Source organism: Falsiroseomonas sp. HC035 (assembly GCF_050563525.1).
Classification (GTDB): Bacteria; Pseudomonadota; Alphaproteobacteria; order Acetobacterales; family Acetobacteraceae; genus Falsiroseomonas.
The window spans coordinates 170,210-190,386 of sequence record NZ_JBNXUN010000007.1 but is presented as its reverse complement, the minus strand read 5'-3'; the positions used below and the strand labels follow the sequence as shown (position 1 = coordinate 190,386).

The following is a 20,177-nucleotide window of genomic DNA, read 5'->3' as shown; positions in this document are numbered from 1 at the left end:
TGCGGGGGCGCTGCCCCCCCGCCCCCGCCGGGGGGACAGGGCCCCCCCGGGCCCCGCCCGCATTGAATCCCTGGCGGTCCAGGTGGCCCTGCCACCTGGCAGGGGGTGCAGGGGGACAGCGTCCCCCTGCAATCGCCCGCGCCACCCTCCCTCAACGCAGCTCCCGCGCGATCACCGCCAGCGCGGCGGAGGAGATCGTCACCTGGCTCAGCACCTGGGTCAGGTCGCGGATGAAGCCCCAGGTTTCGAAGGGGGAGGGGTCCTGCGGCACCACCACCAGGCTGCCGGGCGGAATCGGCGGGCCGCCGGCCTGCCAGCCGGACAGGCCAGCGGGTGCCGCCTGGCCGTTCGGAAGCACGACGAAGGCGCGGGCGGAATCGGCGAAGCGTTGCGGGCCGCCGGCGGCGCGGGCGTAGTCGTTGGCGCGCCAGCCGCTGCGGAATTGCAGGCTGCCGGGGTTCAACACGGCGCCGACGACGGTGACCTCGTTCGGGCGCTTCGGGATGACGATGAGGTCGCCGGGTTCCAGCAGCACGTCGCGGTCCGGATGCGCGGCGAGCTGCACCGGGTCGGCCTCCACCACCATCCGCCCGGCGGCCTGCGCCTGGCGCAGCGCGTCGGCCAGTTGCCGCCCGGCGGTGATGGCGCTGCCGACATCGACGCCGCCGCCGCGCGCCCCCGCCACCGCCTGGCCCGCCGCTACCTGGATCAGCGAGGCCTCCAGGTCCCGCGCGGTGCGGGCGAAGCCTTCCTGCTGGCGGATGCGGACGCTGTCGCGGGTGAAGACGGTGCCGTAGGGGTAGGCCTGCGGCGTCAGGCCCCCGGCGCGGGCCAGCAGTTCGGAAAGCCGCTCGCCTCGGCGGATATCATAGCTGCCGGGGCGCAGCGCCTCCCCCACCAGCCGCACCGGGCCGCTCTCGCGGTCGCTGAAGCCGCGCGGCACCCGCAGCACGTCGCGCGGCGAAAGCCGCACCGCGCGGAAGTTGCGGGACCGCAGGTCGAGCAGCAGGCGCGACAGCGGCTGCGCGCCGGACTGGTCCAGCGGCTCCCTTGCCAGCTCCACCGCGGACAGGTCGGCGCCTTCCGTCGCGCCGCCGGCCGCGGCCAGCAGCAGGTCCAGGCCGGTGTCGTCCAGCACCGGAAACAGCCCGGGTTGCCGCACTTCCCCGCTCAGCAGCACGGCCGAGTCGAGCAGGAAGCCGAGCAGCGGCGGGTAGTCCAGGAACACCTGTGGGCAGAGGGGTGCGCCGATATCGGGGAAACCGGCGCCGCGGACATGGGCGAAGCGGGCCGGCGCGCTGCGGGCGGCGATGGCGAGCTGGCTCAGTGCCGGGCAGGCGTCGGCGCCGGGGGTTTCGCCGCGGAGTGCGCGCTGCGCCGGCGGGCTGGCCAGCCAGGCGATGTCGGCATTGCCGAGCACGATCACCTCGTCGCCCTCGGCCAGGGGAAGGTCCGCGGCGCCTTGCAGGATGCGCGCCAAATCGAAGGGCACGAAGCTGCGGCCGCGCGTCGCCGGGTCCAGCCGCAGGATCACCGCCAGCCGCGGATAAGGGTCTGGCCGCACCAGCCGCGAGTCGGACAGCAGCGAGCGCAGCGTCGCGCCGCCGCGGCCGACGGCGCGGGTGACCGGCGCGGTGACGTGGCCCGCGAGGCGCATCTGGTTGGCGATGACATCGGCGCCCGGCTGCACCAGTACGCTGTCGCCGCGCCGTACCGCGTCGCGCGGGCCGATCTCGGCGAAGCTGCGGCGGCCGCCGGCATCGGTGCCCTGCACAAGGAAGCGGTTGCCGGCCGGGCGCAGCGGGTCGCCGGCCAGGCGCAGCACGGCTGAAAGCGGCGCGGCGCTGCTGCGGGCCGGCAGTTCATAGATGCCAGGCCGCGTCACTTCGCCGGCGATGGCGACGACGCTGCCGAGCGGCGGCACCAGGATGCGCTCGCCCTCCCGCAGCGTCAGGTCCACGGCACCGCCTTCCCCGGTGATGACGGCGTAGAGGTCGATGGTGCGGCCGCCATTCGGGCCTTCCACCCGGATGCCGCGCAGGCTGCCGGTGCGGCGCGGGCCGCCGGCCTGCATCAGCGCATCGAGCACGGAGGCCAGCGCCGTCAGCGTCTGCATGCCGGGCCGCTGCACCTCCCCGGCCACGAAGACCGAGATCTGCCGCACCTGGCCTATGGAGACGAAGGCCTCGCTGCCCGGCATGTCGCGGGCGACGCGGGCGGCGAGATCGGCGCGGAGTTCGCCGAGGGTACGGCCTGCGGCGGGGATCGGCGGCAGGTCCGGCGTCAGGATGGTGCCGTCGCGCTGCACCCGCAGGTTCATCGTCGCGCGGGTGCGGCCACGCAGCGCCAGCACCAGTTCGTCGTCGCGGCCGATCAGGTAGGCGTCCGGCAGCGCGCCGATCAGCGGCGGCGGGCGGGCGCCGGCGCTGAAGCTGTCATAGCCGAACTGCCGCAGCGCCAGGCCGAGGCGCGCGGCGAAGAACGCCTCGGTATGCGACAGCGGCTCGTCCGCGGCGGCGGAGGGCGGGCCACGCAGGGCTGGATAGGCCTGCGTCGAGAGGACCTGCGGCGGCGTGCCCTGGGGCTGCGCGGCCGGCGCGCTGGGCGCGGGCAGCGGGCCGCCGAGTGGCGGGGTGCGTCCGGTGGCCGCGTCGCGCAGGCGCTGCAGGATGTCCTGCTGCGCTTCGGGCGACAGGTTGGGAACGGCCAGGCCGTTGGGCAACAGACCGGGCAGCGCCGGCGGCGCCAGGGCGGAGCCGTCGGACACGCCGACGGGCAACTGGGCGAAGCCCGGAGCCACCGTGATGAGCGCGAGGAGGGCGCCGGCGAGGCTGCGGACCCACAACCCTGGGATGATTTTCTGCGACATTGTTCAGCCTGCATATAACACGCGGCCGAGCTTCATGTCTGGTCATTTCAATATCATTGGTAAAGAACCTGGAGCCAGGCGAATGCCCGGCGGATGTCCCGCCGGGCCTGGCCCGGTCAGTCGCCGAGCCTGATGTTGCCGTCCCGCGCCACCGTTTCCCACTTCGCGAAGTCGGCTGTCAGGAACTGCTGGAACTCCGCGGGGCTGTCGGCCACGATGAATGCGCCTTCGGCAGCGAGCCGGGCGGCGATTGTCGGCTCGCGTACCGCCTCGCGCGCCAGCGCGGCCACCCGCTCCGTGATCGCGGCCGGCGTTCCCTTCGGCGCCATCAGGCCGAACCAGGCGGAGACCTCGAACCCTGGGAAGCCCTGCTCCGCCACGGTCGGCACATCCGGCAGGATGGGCGAGCGTTCCGCGGTGGAGACCGCGATCGGCCGCAGCCGGTCGGCCCGCAGGTGGCCCATCACCGCCACGATGTTGTCGAACATCATCTGCACCCGCCCGGCGAGCAGGTCGGTTTGCGCCGGCGCGCTGCCGCGGTAGGGGACGTGCTGGATGTCGATCCGCGCCTGCGACTTCAGGAACTCGCTGGCCATCTGGTGCGAGGTGCCGTTTCCGGAGGAGGCGAAGCTGATGGAGCCGGGCGTGCGCCTGGCCAGCGCCACCAGCTCCTGCACGTTGCGCGCCTCGACCGAGGGATGCACGCTGAGCACGAGCGGCGTCGCGATCAGCCGCGTGATCGGGCTGAAATCCGCCTTGGCGTCGAACGGCAGCTTCGCATAGGTCGCCGCCGTGATCGTATGGGCGGCCGTCGCCAGCAGCAGCGTGTGGCCATCCGGGGCTGCCTTGGCCACGGCATCCGTGCCGATGGTGCCGCCGGCTCCCGGCCGGTTCTCCACCACCATCGGCTGGCCCAGGGCCTCCGTCATCCGCGCCGCGACGATGCGGGCCAGGGTGTCGGAGGCGCTGCCGGGCGGGAAGGGTACGACCAGGCGGATGCTGCGGGTCGGCCATGATTCGTTGGCACGGACACTGCGCAGCGCCGGGAGCGCGAGGCCCCCGGCGCCCAGGGCGATCAGGGCGCGACGATTCATTTCTTGTTTCCTCCTTTGGCAGTCACGGGGATCTCAGGCGGCGGCGTGGGTCCTTTCGAAGGCGCGGCCGAGATACGCGCCGTCCTTCGCCAGCTTCGCCTGCAACTCGCCGGCATCCAGGCCGGCGAGCGGCGCGTTGCGCTTCGCGGCCATCGCGGCGGCGGTCCCGGCCGCCTGCCCGGTGACCAGGCAGGGCGCCATGTTGCGCGTGGCGCCATGGGCGAAATGCGTGGCGGACAGGCAGCGCCCGGCGACGACGAGGTTGTCGACGCCCTGCGGCAGCAAGGAGCGGTAGGGCACGTCGAAGGCGCCGTCGTCGCCGATGTCGACGAAATAGGCCTGGCCGGTGTCGGGATGGTGGATGTCCACGGGGAAGCAGATCTGCCCGACGGTGTCGTCGAACTTGCGGCCCTCCAGGACATCCTCCTTCGACAGTTCGTAGCGGCCGACGATGTTGCGCGATTCGCGCACGCCGGCGACGACCTGCGGCACGAAGTAGGAATCCGCGAAGCCGGGCACGTGCTGCTTCAGGAAGTTGCCGGCGCGGACGCATTGCCGCGTCAGGTCCTGCATGGCGCGTGACATCGCCAGGGGGTCGGTGCCGTCGACGCCGAAGACCGCGGAGGTGTTCACGTTCACCCGGTTCGGCCAGACCGTGTTGAAGAACACCTTGTGGTCGCGGTTCGGGAAGATGCCGTCGCGCTCGATGACGTCGTTCCAGGCGCTGAAGGTGCCGTTGAAATAGACCGGGATCGGCTCCGGGTGGTCCGGCCGCGTCGCCATGGCGGGCGCGACCTCACCCAGCGTCGCGGCGATGACTTTCGTATCGACGTTGTGGAAGTGCATGAGCATGGAGACCGGCTGCATCTTGCCGGTGCCGGCTTCGCCCTTGCGCGTCGGGCAGCCGGCGAAGGCGGCGATGTCCGCGTCGCCGCTGGTGTCGACATAGGATGCGCCGCGCACCATGCGCAGCCCGCCCTTCATGGCGGTGCGCAGCCCTGTGATGGCATCGCCGCTGCGCTCCACCTCGACCACGCTGGCGCCGTAGATGACCTGGGCGCCGGCTTCCGACAGCATCTCCGCCGCCACGATGCGGAACCAGTCGCCATCCACCGGCGTGACGGCGCTGACGAAGCCGCCATAGGGAATGTGGCCGACCGCGGCGCCGACGGCGATGAGGCGGTCCACCATCTCCTGCGCGATGCCGAAGACGGTCTGGCGCAGGTCGCGGGTCAGGAAGCTGTGCAGGCAGAGACCGGTAGTGGCGTTGCCGCCGACGAAGGGGCGCGGTTCCAGCACCACGGTCTTCGCGCCGGTGCGCGCCGCGGCGATGCCGGCGGCGACGCCGGTGACGCCGCCACCCACCACCACCACGTCATAGGTCAGGTCGTTCATGCAGTTTCCTCCTATTCGGCGGCATCCGCCGCCGTCAGTCCAGGCGGCATCCGCCGCCGTCAGTCCAGGCGGCATCCGCCGCCGTCAGCCGGGCGGGTTCTTGCGTCCCGCCAGGATGTCCAGGTTGCGCAGGTGGTCCGGCTCGCCCGGACCCTGCGCCGGCTCCATCTGGCGCGCGGCCTCCACCACCCGGCGTCCGGCACGGGCGATGTGGTCGCGCATCAGCGCTTCCGCCGCCTCGCCATCGGCGGCGGCCAGCAGGTCGATCAGGCGCGCATGGTCGGCGATGGAGCCCAGCTGGTGGTCGCGCGACAACAGCGAAAGCCGGCGGTAGGACGCGACCAGCGGCTCCAGCGAGGCCAGCGTCGCCGTCGCCCGGGCGCTGCGGCAGGAGGCGGCGAGGACGCCGTGGAAGCGTCCGTTGAGGTCCACCAGCTCGGCGATGTCGCCCTTCGCGGCGGCCCTCTCGCTGTCCCGGTGGAAGCCGCGAAGCTGGTCCAGCTCTGCCGGTGACAGCAGTTCGGCCGCGGTGCGGGCGATGGCGCCTTCGATGGCGGCACGCAGGAAATAGACCTCCGCGACGTCCTCCGCGCTCGGGCGGAAGATGCGCAGGCCACGGGGCGTCGTCTGGATCAGCCCCTGCTCGCCCAGGCGCCGCACCGCCTCGCGCACCGGGGTGCGGCTGACCTCCAGCCGCTCCGCGAGCTGGCCCTCGGAGATCATTTCGCCCGGCTTCAGCAACCCCTCCATGATCATGTGGCGGATGCGGCTGTAGGCGACCATCGACAGGGCGGGGGCTACGGTATCCAGTATTGTGTCCTCATCTGTATGCAAGTTGGCATGCCGATTGGCGTTCTGGCAACAGCCCAATTTGCCATTGCTGACCCTTGGACAGCAGGCCCCGCCACCGCGTCCCAGGTGGATCAACCTCAGGTTTTGTCGCGCGACATCCGGCCAACTTCACGGCTACAGGTGGCTTCGCATGACCATGCCGCCCTCGTTTCCGGATCAGCCCGCCGATGCCCCACCCGCGAAGGCGCCGCGCGGCACCAGCCCGCGGCGGCTGCGGCTGATGCTGGATGCGGCCTGGCGCCTGGGTCCCCGCCCGGTGGCCCTGATCCTGCTGCACCGCACACGCCTTGCCGCCGGCCTGCCGCAGTGGGCATTGGCGGGCACGCATCCGTTGGCCGGCCGCTTCCTGCCAGCGTCCGCCCCTGCCGCACCATCACTGGCGGACGGCGCGGCGGACGCTGTCCTGGCCGCGGCGGCGGCGCTGCCGGAACGACCAGACTGGCACGGTCGCTACGATCCACTGGCGCCGGCGCTCGGGATGGACCTGTTCGCCCGGGGCGATGTCCGCCCGGTGTGGGAGGCCAGCCGCTTCGCCGACATCCTGCTGCTGGCGCAGGCGGCGCGCCTCGACCCTGCCGGCGGCCATCTCGACCGGGCCGAGGCCCGGCTGCAGGCCTGGTGCGCCGCCAACCCCGCCTTCCGCGGCCCGGCCTGGGCCTGCGGGCAGGAGGCGGCGCTGCGGGCGCTGTCACTTGCGCTGGCGCTGGCGCTGCTGGACGCGGACCGCGACCCGCCCCGATCCCTTCCCCCGGCGGCCCGCGCCCTGTTGCGGCTGTGCGCCCGCCGTATCGCCGCGACGCCCGCCTATGCCGCGGCGCAGGACAACAACCACAGCCTGTCCGAGCCCGCCGGCGCCTTCGCCTGCGCGCTGCTGCTGGGCGAGGCACGCGTGGCGGCGCGGGCGGCGCGGCAGCTGGCGGCGGCGGTGGCGCGGCTCGTGGCGCCGGATGGCGGCTTCGCGCAGGTCTCGCCGGGCTATGCGCGGCTGGCGCTCGATGTGCTGTCGGTGGCGGAGGTGCTGCGCCGACGGCACGCTGCGCCAGCCTTTCCGGAGCCACTCACCGACCGCGCCGCTGCCCTGGCCGCCTGGCTGCACCGGCTGGTGGCGTTGGAGGACGGCTCGACGCCGCATCTGGGGGTGGAGGATGGCTCGGCCTTCGCCGATCTCGGCCTGTATGGCCCGGCCGATGCGCGCGGCAGTGTTGAACGCGCCGCCCGGCTGTTCGCCGGATGTGGCGCGGACCTGCCGCAAGATGCGGGCGCTGGCTGGCTTGGCCTGGCTGGGCCGGCGGGCCGGCTGGACCGCCCTGCGCACTGGCGGTCCGCCGGCAGCATGGGCTGGTCGGCGGCCGGCGCCAGCGCCGTGCTGCGGACCGGCACCGATGACCTCCGCGGCGGATTGCGATTTCGCCCGGCGCAGTCGGACCTGCTGCACCTGACCCTGCGCGATGGCCCGCGCGCCATCCTGCGCGATGCCGGCACCGGGTCCTACAACCCGCCCGAGCCTTGGTGGCCGGCTGCCCTGGCCTCCGCCGCCGCGCATAACGCCGTGGTGTTCGATGGCCGAGAGCCGATGCCGCGCCTCGGCCGCTTCCTGTTCGCCCGCTGGCCGCTTCTGTCACCGCTGCCGGATGGCGCGGCGCGGCGCGATGCGGCCGGGCCGGGCCAGTCGCGGCAGGTGGCGGTGGCGGGGCGATGCTGGACCGTCACGGATTGCCTGTCCGGCCGCTTCGCCCGCGCCACGCTGTGCTGGAGGCTGCCGTCCGGGCCCTGGCGATTGCTGGCAGACGGCGTGACCGATGGCACCATCCGCGTCGCGGTCCTCGCCGAACCATCGGGTGCGCCGCTCACGCTCGGGCTGGAGCGTGGCTGGGAAAGCCAAGCCTACGGGCAGATCCGCGGCGCGACCCTATTGCGGATCGATGCCGGCAGCGGCGTTTCGACCATCGTGACGCGCGTGACGCTGTCTTCATAACCCCAGGTTGATTTCGTTGGAATTGTTTAACATCATGCGGTCCTGGGGAGGCCGTGCATGCCGCTGGAGATGCTCGTCGCTCAGCTTTGGGGACGCCGCTGGCGCGTGGTCTTGCTTGCGGCCACCCTGTTCACCGCGGGACTCCTGCTGTTGCTGTCCCTGCCGCGCAGCTTTGTGGCGGAGGCGCTGGTCGCGCCGTCGGAGACCACGGGCATCGCCACCTCCTCCCTGCTCTCGCCCTCCCCGGCCTTCTCCGGGCTGCTCGACCCGCGGCCGACCGGCAACTTCGCGATCTACCTGGGTGCCCTGCGATCCGCCGAGGCGGCGGCGATGCTGGCCGAGGCGACGCCGCTGCTGGCGGGGCTGACGGCACGCCGGGCGGAGGGCCTGTTCGGATTTCTGCGCGAGGCGCTGGCATGGCGCATCACCGCCGACCTCGACGACGCCGGCCTCTGGCTGGAGCGCAACCTGGCGGTGACGCAGACGCTGGGCGCCGTCACCTGGACCCTGGCGCTCGCCCATCCCGACCGCGACCAGGCGCTGGACATGCTGCGGCGCCTGCACGGCTTCGCCGAGGCCAAGGTGCGCGCGGACCTGGAGGAGTTGGCGCAGCGCCGCATCGCCGCGCTGGAACTGCGGCTGGCCCGTGAATCCGACCTGTACCTGCGCCAGTCCCTTTACGAGATGCTGGCCCAGCAGCAGCGCGTCGGGCTGGTGGTGGCAGCGGATGAGGCGGTGGCGGCGCGCATCGTCTCCGCCCCCCGGGTGGAATTGCGGCCGTCGCAGCCGAACCGGCCGCTGCTGGCGCTGCTCCTGCTGGTGACGGTGCCGATGGCTGCCGTTGCGCTGGTGGCGACCGGCGTGCTGCTGCGGCTGGCGCCCATGCCGTGGCGACAGCCGCTGCATCCGGAGCCGGCCGAGTGATGGGCGCCTCCACCCTGTTGGCTGGCGCGGCGGGTGGCCTGGCCGCGGTGCTGCAGATGTCCGGGGCCTTGAAGACTGCGCCGCTTCTGGACTCGCTGCCCTTCGACCTCACCACCGCCAGCCTGGCGCTGCTGCTGCCGGCCCTGGCGGTGGTTGGCGCGACGCGGCGCTGGACCGTTTCCCCGGCGCTCGCCCTGCCCGTCACGGCGGCGGCGCTGCTCTGGCTGTGGCTGGTGCTGGCCGGCGCCTGGTCATCCTCCAGCCTGGTGGCGGAGGCCAAGCTGCCGGAGGTCGCGCTCCTTGCCCCCGCAATGCTTGCCGCCGGCCTTCTGGTGGGCGCGGAGGACACGGCGCGGCGCGGCTTTTGCCGCTTCTGCCTGGGCATCGGCCTGCTGCTGGCGGCGCTGATCGCCTGGGGCGCCTCGGCCGGCTGGGCCGCACTGGCGCGCGACCTGGTCCGCGGCTCGGTGCACCACCAGTTGGCGGGACTGGCGCTGGCTACGGCGGCGGCGCTGGCGGCGGTCGCGGCGGTGGAGGCGCGGGGCTGGCTGGGGCGCCTTGGCTGGTGGCTGGCGGTGGTGGCGCTGGCGCTGGCGGCGCTGCTTCCGGGGGGGCGCACGGCGCTGCTGGCGCTGCTTGCCGGCGTCGCCGTCGCGCCCGCGCTGCGGTTGCGCGGCGGCGCGGGGCTGGCCTGGGTGCTGGCTGTCCCGACCCTCGTGGCGCTTGGTGGGCTCTGGCTGCTGCTGCACCCGGAACTGGCCGAGGGTCTGCGAACGCTGGAACGCCTGACCGCCGAGCCTGCCGGGCTGGAGGCGCGCCGTGCCCTGTGGGCGGAGGCGCTGCGCTGGGGCGGTGAGGCAGCGCCCTTCGGCCTCGGCACCGGCGGCTTCGGCATTGCCGCGGGATACGGCGAATGGCGCGGCCGCTATCCGCACAACCATGCGCTGGAGGCGCTGGCCGAGGCCGGCCTGCCCGGGCTGCTGCTGTGGCTCGGTGCCTTCGGCGGCGCTGTCCTGGTGATGTTCCGGCTGGCCGCCGTGGTGGCGCCGGCGCGTCTGGCGCGCATCGTGGCGCTGGTGCTGCCGGTGGCGCTGACCATCATGGTCTCGACCGACCTCGGCAACCGCATGGCTTGGTTTGCCCTTGGGCTGGCACTGAGCCTCGCGGTGGTGGCGCGCCCACCGCGGCCGGCATGGCCAGGGCATGCCGCCCATGTATGAACGCTTCGGCAAGCGGGCGTTGGACGTGGTGGCGGCCTTGCTGCTGCTGCCGCTGCTGACGCCGGTCTTCGTGCTGGTGGCGCTGGCGGTGTGGCTGCGGCTCGGCCGGCCGCTGCTGTTCGTGCAGCCGCGCGCCGGCCGGCGGGGCCGGCCCTTCACCCTGTTGAAGTTCCGGTCCATGGCACCGGGCGCGGCGCCCGATGCGGAACGCCTGACCGGCTTCGGCCGCGCGCTGCGCGCCAGTGGCCTCGATGAACTGCCGCAGCTGGTCAACGTGCTGCGGGGCGAGATGAGCCTGGTCGGGCCACGGCCTCTGCCGCTGGGCTACCTCGCCTTCTATTCCGCGCGGCAGGCACAGCGGCTGCGGGTGCGGCCGGGCTTGCTCGGGCCGGGAGTCGCCGCCGGCCGAAACGCGGTGGCCTGGCCGCAGCGTCTGGAACTCGGCGCCGACTATGCGGCCGGTCCATTGGGTCTTGGACGCGACTTGGTGCTGGCCGCGCGAAGCCTGCTGGTGCTGCTGCGCGGGCAGGGACATGCCGCACCCGGTCATGCAACCATGCCACCGTTGGAAGAAGGCCCGCTGCCACCCGGTGGTGAATCCAAGCGTCCTGGGACCTGAAACAGCCGCAATCCGCGGTCGCTGCACATGGAAAGCTTGCGCATTCGTTACTAATTCAACTTAAATGCTGAACCAGCACGGTAATGATCAACCCCATGGTTCATCCCGCGGCGCATCAGCAGGCTTTGGCCTCCATCCTGCCCTTCCCGGCCCGCCTGCCGCAGCCGCGCCTTCTGCTGTCGCCGCCGCATCTGGCGGGCAGCGAGCTGGAGGCGGTGCGCCAGACGCTGGCCTCCGGCTGGCTGGCCCCGGCCGGGCCCGCCCCCGCCGCCTTCGAGGCCGGCATCGCCACTGCCACCGGCTTCCCGCATATCCTCGCCACCACCTCCGGCACCGCGGCGCTGCACCTGGGCTACCGCCTGCTGGGCGTGGCGCCGGGCGACGAGGTCTGGGCGCCGGCGATGACCTTCGTCGCCACGGTGGCTCCGGCGGTGCAGATGGGCGCGACCCCGCGCTTCCTCGACGTGACGCCGACCGGCTGGAGCATGGACCCGGGGCTGCTGGCGGAGGAGCTGGCGCGCGCCGCGCGCCGGGGCCGGCTGCCGCGGGTGGTGGTGCCGGTGGATCTGTACGGCCAGTGCTGCGACCTCGATGCCATCATCGCCGCCTGCGATCGCTGGGGCGTGCCGGTGATGTGCGACAGCGCCGCCGCGATGGGCGCGACCCAGCGCGGCGGGCGCCATGCCGGGCGCGGCGCGCTGCTCGCGGTGTTCTCCTTCAACGGCAACAAGATCGTCACCGCCGGCGGCGGCGGCGCCTTGGCCAGCGAGGATCCCGCGCTGATCGCCCGCGCCCGCCACCTGGCGGGCCAGGCGCGGGAGCCTGGGGCGCATTACCAGCATGAGACCACGGGCTACGCCTACGGCCTGTCCTCCGTGCTCGCGGCGCTGGGTCTGGCGCAAATGGCCGTGCTGCCGGCCCGCGTCGCGCGTCGCCGCGCGATCTTCGAGGCCTATGCGGAGGGGCTGGGCGACCTGCCGGGCCTCGGCTTCATCGCCGAGCCAGCCTGGGGCCGCGCCAATCGCTGGCTGAGCGTGGCGCTGGTCGACCCGGCCGCTTTTGGCGCGGATCGCGAACATCTGCGCCGGGCGCTGGAGGCCGCCGGCGTGGAAAGCCGACCGGCCTGGAAGCCGCTGCACCTGCAGCCGGCGTTCCGGGACGCACCGCAGGCCGGCGGCGCGGTCGCCGCTTCCCTGTTCGAGCGTGGACTGTGCCTGCCCTCCGGCAGCGCCATGACCACCGCGGACCAGGACCGCGTCATCGAGGCGGTGCGTCACTGTGCGCGAGCCTGAAGGCGCCACCACCGCGACCGAGAGGCGAACCGGGCCGGAGCCTGCCGGCAGCCTGCGCATCCTGTACCTGCACCAGCATTTCTCTACACCCGCCGGTGCCACCGCGACCCGCGCCTACCACCACGCCGCCGCGCTGGCCGCCGCCGGGCATGCGGTGACGCTGGCCTGCGGGCGCTATGCGGGAGCGGTCAGCGGCCTGTCCGGCCCCTTCGCCCGCGGTCGCCGCAGCGGGTCGGTCGCGGGGTTCGAGGTGGTGGAGTTCGACATTCCCTGCGGCAACGCCCAGCGCCTGCCAGCCCGCGCGCAGGCCTTCCTGCGCTTCGCCGCCCGTGCCACGCGGCTGGCGCTGGAGCGTCCGGGGGGGCGCGGCTGGGATCTTGTGCTCGCCTCCTCCACCCCGTCCACCGTCGCCATCCCGGCGCTTCTCGCCCGCCGGCTGCGCGGAACGCCCTTCATCTTCGAGATCCGCGACCCCTGGCCGGAACTGCCCGATGCGCTGTCCCGCGGTGCCGCGGCGCAGGGCGGACGTGGCGTGCCCGGCGCGGTGCTGTCGGCGCTCGGCCTGCTGGCCGATGCCGCCTGCCGGCGCGCCGCCACGGTGGTGGCCCTGACGGAGGGCATGGCGCGCACGGCACTCGACCGCGGCGCCGATCCGGACCGCGTGCGGGTGGTGCCGCAGGGCGCCGACCTGGTGCTGTTCCACCCGGCGACGCCGCCCTGGCGCCCACCCGAGATCGGGCCGGCGGAGGTGCTTGCGGTCTATGCCGGCGCACATGGCCCGGCGAACGGGCTCGGCCAGTTGCTGGATGCCGCAGCCCGCCTGCGCGGCAGCGGGCTGCGGCTGGTGCTGGTGGGGGAGGGGGCGGAGAAGCCGGCGCTGATGGCTCGTGCCGCCGCGGAACGCCTGCCGGTGAGCTTCCTCGACCCGCTGCCCAAGCCGCACCTGGCCAGGCTGCTGGCCGGCGCCGATATCGGGCTGCTGTGCCTGGCACCGGTGCCGGAATTCGCCGAATGGACGGCGCCGAACAAGCTGGCCGAAGCCCTTGCCTCCGGGCTGCCGGTGGTGGCCAACGTGCCCGGCCGTGCTGCCCGGCTGCTGGCGGAAAATGGCTGCGGCCTCTCGGTGCCGCCGGGCGATGCGGATTCGCTGGCGGCGGCGCTGCTGGCGATGGCGACGGACCCGCCGCGACGGGCGGCGATGGGGCGCGCCGCCCGCATCGTCGCCGAACGCCGGCTCGACAGCCGCCGGATCGCCGCGCGGCTGGTCGCGGTGGTGGAGGCGGTGGCCGGGCACGTGCCGCGCAGGGTCGCTGCGGCCGGGCCGGGCCCGGGAAGCCTGGGCGGTTGAGCCTGGTCCTGATGCTCTCGGCCGCGCACCCGCCCACCGATGTGCGGATCGTGGCCAAGGAGGGTGCGGCGCTGGTGGCGGCCGGCTTCCGGGTGCGGCACCTCGCACCGGGTGATACGGTGCCGGAAAGCCTGCATGGCGTCGGGCTCGAGACCTTCGCGCCGCCGCGCGGCTGGCTCGGCCGCCTGCGGGGCATCCCGGCCCTGGCGCGGCGGGCGGCGGCGGCGCGGCCGGCGGTGATCCACGCGCATGAGCCGGATAGCTGGCTCGCCGGGCTGCTGGCGGCGCGGCGCTGCGGCGCACGTCTGGTACTGGACGTGCACGAGCACTACCCCTCCCGCCTCGACACAAGGCTGCCGGCGCCGCTGCGGCCGCTGGTGCGTGCGGCGCTGCGCGGCGCCTGCCGGGTGCTGGCGACGCAGGCGGATGCGGTGGTGGTGGCGAAGGATGGGCTGGCGGGGGATTTCGGCGGCGCGGCGCGCTGCACGCCGGTGCGCAACTATGCGACGCCGGTGGACGTGGCGCCGCGGCGGCACACTGCCGGGCCGGTGACGCTGGTGCATCTCGGCGCGCTCGGCGCATCCCGCGGGGCGCTGCTGATGCCGGCGCTGCTGTCCGGCCTGCCCGGCGCGCGGCTTTGCCTGGTCGGCCGCTTCACCGATGCCAGCGAGCCGGAAATCCGGGCGCGGGCGCAGGCGCTGGGAGTTGCCGGGCGCATCGCGCAGCATGGCTGGATGGACCGCGAGGCGGCGGTGGCCCTGGCGGCGGCGTGCGACATCGGCCTGGTGCTGTTCCAGCCGGGGGTCGAGAACCATCGGCTGGCGCTGCCGCACAAGCTGTTCGACTGCATGCTGGCCGGCCTGCCCGTCATCGTGCCCGACTTCGCCGAGGAGGTGGCGGCGGTGGTGGCGGAGGCCGGCTGCGGCCTGGCGGTGGACGTGGCCGATGCCGGGGCACTGGCGGCGGCGGTGCAATCGCTGACCGACCCCGCACTGCGCGCCGCCATGGGCGCGCGTGGCCGCGATGCGGCGCTGCGGCGCTTCGGCTGGGGGCCGGAAGCGGCGCGGCTGGTGCGGCTGTACCGCCGTCTGCTGGCGGTGCCGGCGGCCTATTCGGCCGGGCGCAGCTTGGCCCCCCCATCGCCTGCACCTTGAGGCGCAGCATGGCCGGGCGCCTTGCGCACCAACCAGCGCCAGACCCCGGCGGCGTTCAGTACCAGCAGAACCAGGTTGGTCAGGCCGAGCTGGCTTTCCTGTTCCATCTGCGCCGCCGCCAGCCAGCAGGCGGAGCCGGTGGCCAGTACGGCAAACCCCCAGCCGGTGGCGCGCCGCCCGAGATCGGCCGCGGTCATCCCGGCGCCGAGGATGGTGCAGCCGGTCGCCAGCCACTTGAACATGTCGGCCGCCCCGGCCCCGAACAACGCCATTCGCCCATCCCTTCCGGTACGGGGGGCGAACGCCGGGGAGAGCGCGGCGTTTCCGGCCTCAGCCGGTGACGGCGTAGCCCTCGGCGGTGATGGCGGCGGCGAGAACCTCGCGGCTCAGGCTGGTCTCGGCCTTCACCAGGCCGGCCGCCAGGTCCACCTCGACCTTCGCCGCCGGGTCGCGCGCCCGGATCGCCGTGGTGACGGCGCGAGCGCAATGGCCGCAGGTCATGCCGCTGACGCGCAGGTCCTGGGTCATCGGCGCGTGCCTTCCAGCTGGGCGAGGATCGGGCAGTCCGGCCGGTCGTCGCCGCTGCAATGCTGCGCCAGGTGGCGCAGGCTCTCGGCCACGGCCTGCAGCGAGGCAGCCTTGGTCTCCAGCGCCGTCACATGGTCCATCGCCATGCGCTTGACGTCGGCGCTGGCGCGGGACCGGTCGCGCCACAGCGCCAGCAGGCGGCGGATATCCTCCAGCGGGAAGGCGAGGTCGCGGGCGTGGCGGATGAAGCGCAGCACCGCGACATCCTGCGGGCCATAGGCGCGGTAGCCGTTCGGCCGACGCTGCGCGTCGATCAGCCCGATCGCCTCGTAGTGGCGGATCATCTTGGCGGACACGCCGGACTGTGCCGCGGCCTCGCCGATGTTCATGCCGCTCGCTCCGGCGTGGCGGGGACGCGCCATCGGGCCAGCAGCAGGGCGTTCGCCAGCACCGAAACCGAGGACAGCGCCATGGCTCCCCCCGCCAAGGCCGGCGACAGCAGGCCGAAGGCCGCCAGCGGGATCCCGATCAGGTTGTATGCGAAGGCCCATGCCAGATTCTCCTTCAGCTTGCGGTAGGTCTTGCGGGTGATGTCGAGCGCGGCCGGCACCAGCGCCGGGTCGCCGCGCATCAGCGTGATCCCGGCCGCCGCCATGGCGACATCGGTGCCGGTGCCCATGGCGATGCCAAGGTCGGCCGCGGCCAGCGCAGGGGCGTCGTTCACACCGTCGCCGACCATGGCGATGCGGGATCCCTCCCGCCGCCAGGCCTGGATGTGCTCCAGCTTGTCCTGCGGCAGGACCTCGGCGGCGACGCGGGTGATACCGACGGCGCGGCCGGCGGCCTCGGCGGCCGGCTGGTTGTCGCCGCTCAGCAGCGCGACCTGCAGCCCCATGGCGCCCAACGCGGCGACGGCGCCGGCGGCGCCCGGCTTCAGCGCATCCTCGAAGGCCAGCAGCGCCAGGACTTCCCGCGCCTCGGTGTCTAGCAGCCAGGCGAGGCTGCGGCCGGACGCGGCCTCCGTCGCCGCACGCGACGCGAGTTCGCGCGGCTCGGCGCCGGATTCGGCCAGCAGGCGCGGGCTGCCGAGTGCCAGGCGGCGGCCGTGCACCACGCCTTCGACGCCGCGGCCGGGCAGGGCGCGGAAGCCTTCGGCGGCGGGGCCCTTGTCCGTGCCGGCCTCCAGCACCGCGCGGGCCAGCGGGTGCTCGCTGCCGGATTGCAGGGCGGCGGCGCGTGCCAGCGCGGCCTCCGCCGTCACGCCGGGCGCCGGGTGCAGCGCGGCGAGGCGCGGGCGGCCCTCGCTCAGCGTGCCGGTCTTGTCGAAGGCCACCAGGGTGATGCGCTGGCCGCGCTCGATCGCCTCGGCGTCGCGCACCAGGATGCCGGCGCGGGCGGCGGCGCCGGTGCCGGCCATGATGGCGGCTGGCGTCGCCAGGCCCAGCGCGCAGGGGCAGGCGATGACCAGCACGGCGACCGCGTTCAGCAGCGCCGTCTCGAACCCTGCGCCGGCCAGCAGCCAGCCGCCCAGCGCGGCCAGGGCGATGGCGATGACCACCGGCACGAAGATCGCGGAGATGCGGTCGACCAGCTTCTGCACCGGCGCCCGGCTGGCTTGCGCGGCGGAGACCAGGGCGGCGACCCGGGCCAGCGTGGTTTCCGCGCCCACCGCCGTGGTCCGCAGCACCAGCCTTCCGTCCAGCACCACGGTGCCGGTGGCCAGCCTGCTGCCCGGTGTCTTCTCGACCGGCCGGCTTTCCCCGGTCAGCGCGCTTTCATCGAGCCCGGCCTCGCCCTGTTCCACAATGCCATCCACCGGCACGCGCTCGCCCGGGCGCAGCACGACGAGGTCGCCCGGCATGACGGACCCGGCCGGCACCTCGCGCTCCGTGCCATCGTCGGCCAGCAGGCGCGCGGTGCGGGGGCGCAGGTCGAGCAGGGCGCGCAGGGCGGCGCCGGTGCCGCGCCGGGCGCGGGCTTCCAGGTGCTTGCCGAGCATGACGAACAGGATGACGACCACCGCCGCCTCGAAATACAGCGCGTGCGCATGTTCGCCACCGTGCTGCACCAGCAGGACCAGCGACAGCAGGAAGGCGCTGGTGGTGCCGATGGCGACCAGCAGGTCCATGTTGCCGGTGCGGGCGCGCAGCGCCCCCCAGGCGGCGCGGTAGAAGCGGGCACCGAACCAGAACTGCACCGGCAGGGCGAGCGCCAGTTGCAGCCAGCCATTCGGCATCCAGTCCTGACCCAGCGGCATGCCGAGCATGCCGACCAGGAAGGGCGCCGCCAGCAGCCCGGCGACCAGCAGGTCCCGCTTTTCACGCCGCAGCTTCGCCGCCGCGGCATCCTCCGCGGCCTCGGAACGGTCCTCCGTCTGCACGGCGGCGAGACGGTAGCCGGCGCGGGACAGCGCCGCGGCCAGCGTCGCATCCTCCACCGGCAGCAGCAGGCGCAGGCTGGCGCGTTCCGAGGCGAGGTTCACCGAAGCTTCCGCCACCCCCGGCACCGCCCGCAGCGCGCGTTCCACGCGGCCGGCGCAGCTGGCGCAGGTCATGCCCTCCACGCCGATCTCGCGCCGCGTCTGCGGCACCGCGTAGCCGGCGGCCTGGATGGCGACGGCGAGCGCCTCGGGCGGAGCGGTGCCGGTGACGCGGACCTGCTCGGCGGCCAGATTCACCCGTGCTTCCGTCACGCCCGGCACGCCTTCCAGCGCGCGTTCCACCCGGCCGGCGCAGCTGGCGCAGGTCATGCCCTCGATGGGCAGAGTGAGGCGGGTAGGGGCGGCGACGGGCGCCTCGGGCATCAGGGTGGTGCTTTCCATGTCGAGGCAGATGGGGTTTCCCACAATGGGAACGTCAAGGGGTGCCTCAGGCGACCCGGAGAATGCCCGAGCGGCCGGCAAATTCATTGATCCAGCGCAGGTTTCAGGCAGGCCGGTTGACCTGCGCCCGTTGACCTGCGCCCGGCGCGGCCCGACATCGCCAGCATCATGAATCGAACCCTGCGCGCCCTGCTGCTGCTTCCCGCCCTGGCGCTCGCGCCCCTCCCGAACCCGCTCCCGGGTGCCGCCTGGGCCCAGGCCGCACCGGAAGCGGCGGAGCCGGTGCGCATCGTCAACCGCACCGGCCAGCCGGCCACGGCGCTGCATGCGGTGCGCAGCGGGCGCACCGACTGGGGCGGCAACCTGCTGAACCGCGGCCCGCTGCCCACGAATGCGGCCTTCGCCATGCGCCCCGGCGCCGAGGCCGGCTGCCGCTTCGACATCCGCCTGGTGCTGGCCGATGGGCGTGAGGCCGTGACGCGGAACCAGGACATCTGCGCGACGCCGCGGGTGGAGCTTTACACCGCCGCGGCACCGGCGGCGGCCCCGACGCCGCCGGCCGCGCCGCAGGTGGCCGCCGCGCGGCCGAACGCCAATGCCCGCCGCGTCAGCACCGGCACCGGCTTCCTGGTGGCACCGGGCCTGGTGATGACCAACCAGCATGTGGTGGGCGGCTGCGACCGCATCCTGGCGCGGATGCCGGGTGGCGCCTGGCTGGCCGCGGTGCCGCCGGCGCGGGTGGACCGGGCGCTGGACCTGTCCGTGCTCAGCATCCCGGGCGCCAACGGCCCGGCGCTGGAGTTCCGCAACGCGCCGACGTTGCGCCGCGGCGAGGGGGTGGTGGCCTACGGCTTTCCGCTGAGCAACCTGCTCTCGGCCGACCCGAAGCTGACCCGTGGCGAGGTCAACGGCCTGGCCGGTATCCGCAACGACCCCAACACCATCCAGATCAGCGCGGAAGTACAGCCGGGCAATTCCGGTGGGCCGCTGCTGGACATGCAGGGCCATGTGGTGGGCGTGGTGGTGGCGAAGCTGGACAGCCGCCGCGTGCAGAACGTGGACAACGTGAACTTCGCGGTGCGGGGGGAGGCCGCGCAGGCCTTCCTGCGCCGCGCTGGGATCTCCTTCCGCACCGCCGAGAGCCGCGGCGCGGACCTCAGCGCCGCCGATGTCGGGGACATCGCGAACCGCGCCACCGTGCTGCTGCGCTGCGAGGGCTGACCGAACGGCTGCCGAGGTGGTGACCGAACCGGCGCCACCACCGCGCGTTGCCCGCCGCAGCCCGGCCGTGCCGGCGCAGCGGGGGGATTGGTGGATGAGCATTAGAAGGCATGGCCTGTGCGCGGCGTTGCTGTTGTTGGGCCTGGCGCCGGCCCAGGCGCAGGAGGAGGCCGCGGCGCCCGACACCGGCGCGCCGTTTTCGGTCGGTGACGCCTTCACCGAAAGCCGCGGCGACTTCCAGCTCGAGTTGGAAGGCGGCTTCGAGCGCACACGCCAGGGCCGCGACCTGTTCGAGGCCGGGCCGACGCTGAAATACGGCGTGACGGACCGGCTGGAGCTCAGCCTCGGCGGCGTCTACGGCTTCGGCGATGCCAGCGGCACCAACCAGGGCAGCGTGGCGCCGGGCGTGACCTACCGGCTGCTGGACCAGAGCGGCTGGATTCCAAGCGTGGCCGTTGTCGCCGGGGTGGACCTGCCCTTCGGGCCCGGCCATGGCAGCATCGCCACGGATCTCGGCGCCACCGCGAGCTGGATTACCGGCCGCGGCCCGGGCGCCTTCGGGCTGCACCTGACCGGCGCCTGGGTGGCGCGGCCCGACCCGGAGGAGGGGGAGCGGCGCCACGGCCATGTGCTCGGCGCCGCGATCAGCCATGTGGTGACGCCGGAGACCGTGCTGGTCGCCGGCTATGTCGAGGAAAGCCAGGACCGCGGGGAACAGGCGCGGCGCCTGGTCGAGGCCGGCTTTTCCCGCGCCCTGTGGGAGAATACCACGCTGGGAGTCGCCGCCGGCGCGGGGCTGAACGATGATTCGCCCCGCTACCGGCTGCGCGTCGCGCTGAAATACAGCTTCTCGGCTGGGCGGTAG

The 20,177-nt window shown here is 73.9% G+C and carries 17 protein-coding genes; 9 read left to right on the top strand and 8 right to left on the bottom strand.

Going from position 1 to position 20,177, the window contains the following annotated elements; genetic code table 11:
- Nucleotides 1-151: 151 nt before the first annotated feature.
- From ACLF3G_RS16900 to ACLF3G_RS16885, 4 genes are all read right to left on the bottom strand, one after another.
- Entirely contained in the window at nt 152-2,869 is a 2,718-nt protein-coding gene (locus ACLF3G_RS16900) for an SLBB domain-containing protein (RefSeq protein ID WP_430670570.1), read from the bottom strand.
- 116 nt (nt 2,870-2,985) lie between these two features.
- Entirely contained in the window at nt 2,986-3,963 is a 978-nt protein-coding gene (locus ACLF3G_RS16895) for a tripartite tricarboxylate transporter substrate binding protein (RefSeq protein ID WP_430670569.1), read from the bottom strand.
- A 33-nt stretch (nt 3,964-3,996) separates the two neighbouring features.
- On the bottom strand, nt 3,997-5,358 hold the full coding sequence (locus tag ACLF3G_RS16890) for an FAD-dependent oxidoreductase (RefSeq protein WP_430670568.1): 1,362 nt from the start codon (nt 5,356-5,358) through the stop codon (nt 3,997-3,999).
- 84 nt (nt 5,359-5,442) lie between these two features.
- Nucleotides 5,443-6,192, bottom strand: coding sequence for a GntR family transcriptional regulator (locus ACLF3G_RS16885; protein WP_430670567.1), 750 nt, complete (start codon nt 6,190-6,192; stop codon nt 5,443-5,445).
- Nucleotides 6,193-6,340: 148 nt separating this feature from the next.
- On the opposite strand from ACLF3G_RS16885, the gene ACLF3G_RS16880 reads away from it, so the two are divergent.
- The 7 genes from ACLF3G_RS16880 (at nt 6,341) to ACLF3G_RS16850 (ending at nt 14,742) form a co-directional block, all read left to right on the top strand.
- The gene (locus tag ACLF3G_RS16880) at nt 6,341-8,185 is read left to right on the top strand and encodes a heparinase II/III domain-containing protein (RefSeq protein WP_430670566.1); all 1,845 of its coding nucleotides are present in this window, start codon (nt 6,341-6,343) and stop codon (nt 8,183-8,185) included.
- 57 nt (nt 8,186-8,242) lie between these two features.
- On the top strand, nt 8,243-9,109 hold the full coding sequence (locus tag ACLF3G_RS16875; protein WP_430670565.1) for a hypothetical protein: 867 nt from the start codon (nt 8,243-8,245) through the stop codon (nt 9,107-9,109).
- Entirely contained in the window at nt 9,109-10,329 is a 1,221-nt protein-coding gene (locus tag ACLF3G_RS16870; RefSeq protein WP_430670564.1) for an O-antigen ligase family protein, read from the top strand. The genes ACLF3G_RS16875 and ACLF3G_RS16870 overlap by 1 nt, the downstream gene beginning before the upstream one ends.
- Nucleotides 10,322-10,948: a sugar transferase gene (locus ACLF3G_RS16865; protein ID WP_430670563.1), complete on the top strand. Its 627-nt coding sequence runs from the start codon at nt 10,322-10,324 to the stop codon at nt 10,946-10,948. The genes ACLF3G_RS16870 and ACLF3G_RS16865 overlap by 8 nt, the downstream gene beginning before the upstream one ends.
- An 83-nt stretch (nt 10,949-11,031) precedes the next feature.
- Nucleotides 11,032-12,240: a DegT/DnrJ/EryC1/StrS family aminotransferase gene (locus tag ACLF3G_RS16860; RefSeq protein WP_430670562.1), complete on the top strand. Its 1,209-nt coding sequence runs from the start codon at nt 11,032-11,034 to the stop codon at nt 12,238-12,240.
- Nucleotides 12,227-13,588 (top strand): glycosyltransferase family 4 protein, encoded by a 1,362-nt coding sequence (locus ACLF3G_RS16855; protein ID WP_430670561.1) that lies wholly within the window; start codon nt 12,227-12,229, stop codon nt 13,586-13,588. The genes ACLF3G_RS16860 and ACLF3G_RS16855 overlap by 14 nt, the downstream gene beginning before the upstream one ends.
- Nucleotides 13,585-14,742 carry a glycosyltransferase gene (locus tag ACLF3G_RS16850; protein ID WP_430670560.1) on the top strand — a complete coding sequence of 386 codons (1,158 nt, stop codon included), beginning with the start codon at nt 13,585-13,587 and terminating at the stop codon, nt 14,740-14,742. The genes ACLF3G_RS16855 and ACLF3G_RS16850 overlap by 4 nt, the downstream gene beginning before the upstream one ends.
- On the opposite strand, the gene ACLF3G_RS16845 is transcribed toward ACLF3G_RS16850, so the two are convergent.
- From ACLF3G_RS16845 to ACLF3G_RS16830, 4 genes are read right to left on the bottom strand one after another with little or no spacing between them, the layout of a single operon-like run.
- Entirely contained in the window at nt 14,697-15,014 is a 318-nt protein-coding gene (locus tag ACLF3G_RS16845; protein WP_430670559.1) for a hypothetical protein, read from the bottom strand. The genes ACLF3G_RS16850 and ACLF3G_RS16845 overlap by 46 nt on opposite strands.
- Nucleotides 15,015-15,072: 58 nt before the next feature.
- On the bottom strand, nt 15,073-15,270 hold the full coding sequence (locus ACLF3G_RS16840) for a heavy-metal-associated domain-containing protein (protein ID WP_430670558.1): 198 nt from the start codon (nt 15,268-15,270) through the stop codon (nt 15,073-15,075).
- Complete coding sequence (gene cueR, locus ACLF3G_RS16835; protein WP_430670557.1) at nt 15,267-15,659, bottom strand: Cu(I)-responsive transcriptional regulator; 393 nt, start codon at nt 15,657-15,659, stop codon at nt 15,267-15,269. The genes ACLF3G_RS16840 and cueR overlap by 4 nt, the downstream gene beginning before the upstream one ends.
- Entirely contained in the window at nt 15,656-18,091 is a 2,436-nt protein-coding gene (locus ACLF3G_RS16830; protein ID WP_430670556.1) for a heavy metal translocating P-type ATPase, read from the bottom strand. The genes cueR and ACLF3G_RS16830 overlap by 4 nt, the downstream gene beginning before the upstream one ends.
- 168 nt (nt 18,092-18,259) lie before the next feature.
- Here ACLF3G_RS16830 and ACLF3G_RS16825 point away from each other — a divergent pair, with 168 nt between their 5' ends.
- Both ACLF3G_RS16825 and ACLF3G_RS16820 read left to right on the top strand, forming a co-directional pair.
- The gene (locus ACLF3G_RS16825; RefSeq protein ID WP_430670555.1) at nt 18,260-19,312 is read left to right on the top strand and encodes a S1C family serine protease; all 1,053 of its coding nucleotides are present in this window, start codon (nt 18,260-18,262) and stop codon (nt 19,310-19,312) included.
- 94 nt (nt 19,313-19,406) lie between these two features.
- Nucleotides 19,407-20,177, top strand: coding sequence for a hypothetical protein (locus ACLF3G_RS16820; RefSeq protein WP_430670554.1), 771 nt, complete (start codon nt 19,407-19,409; stop codon nt 20,175-20,177).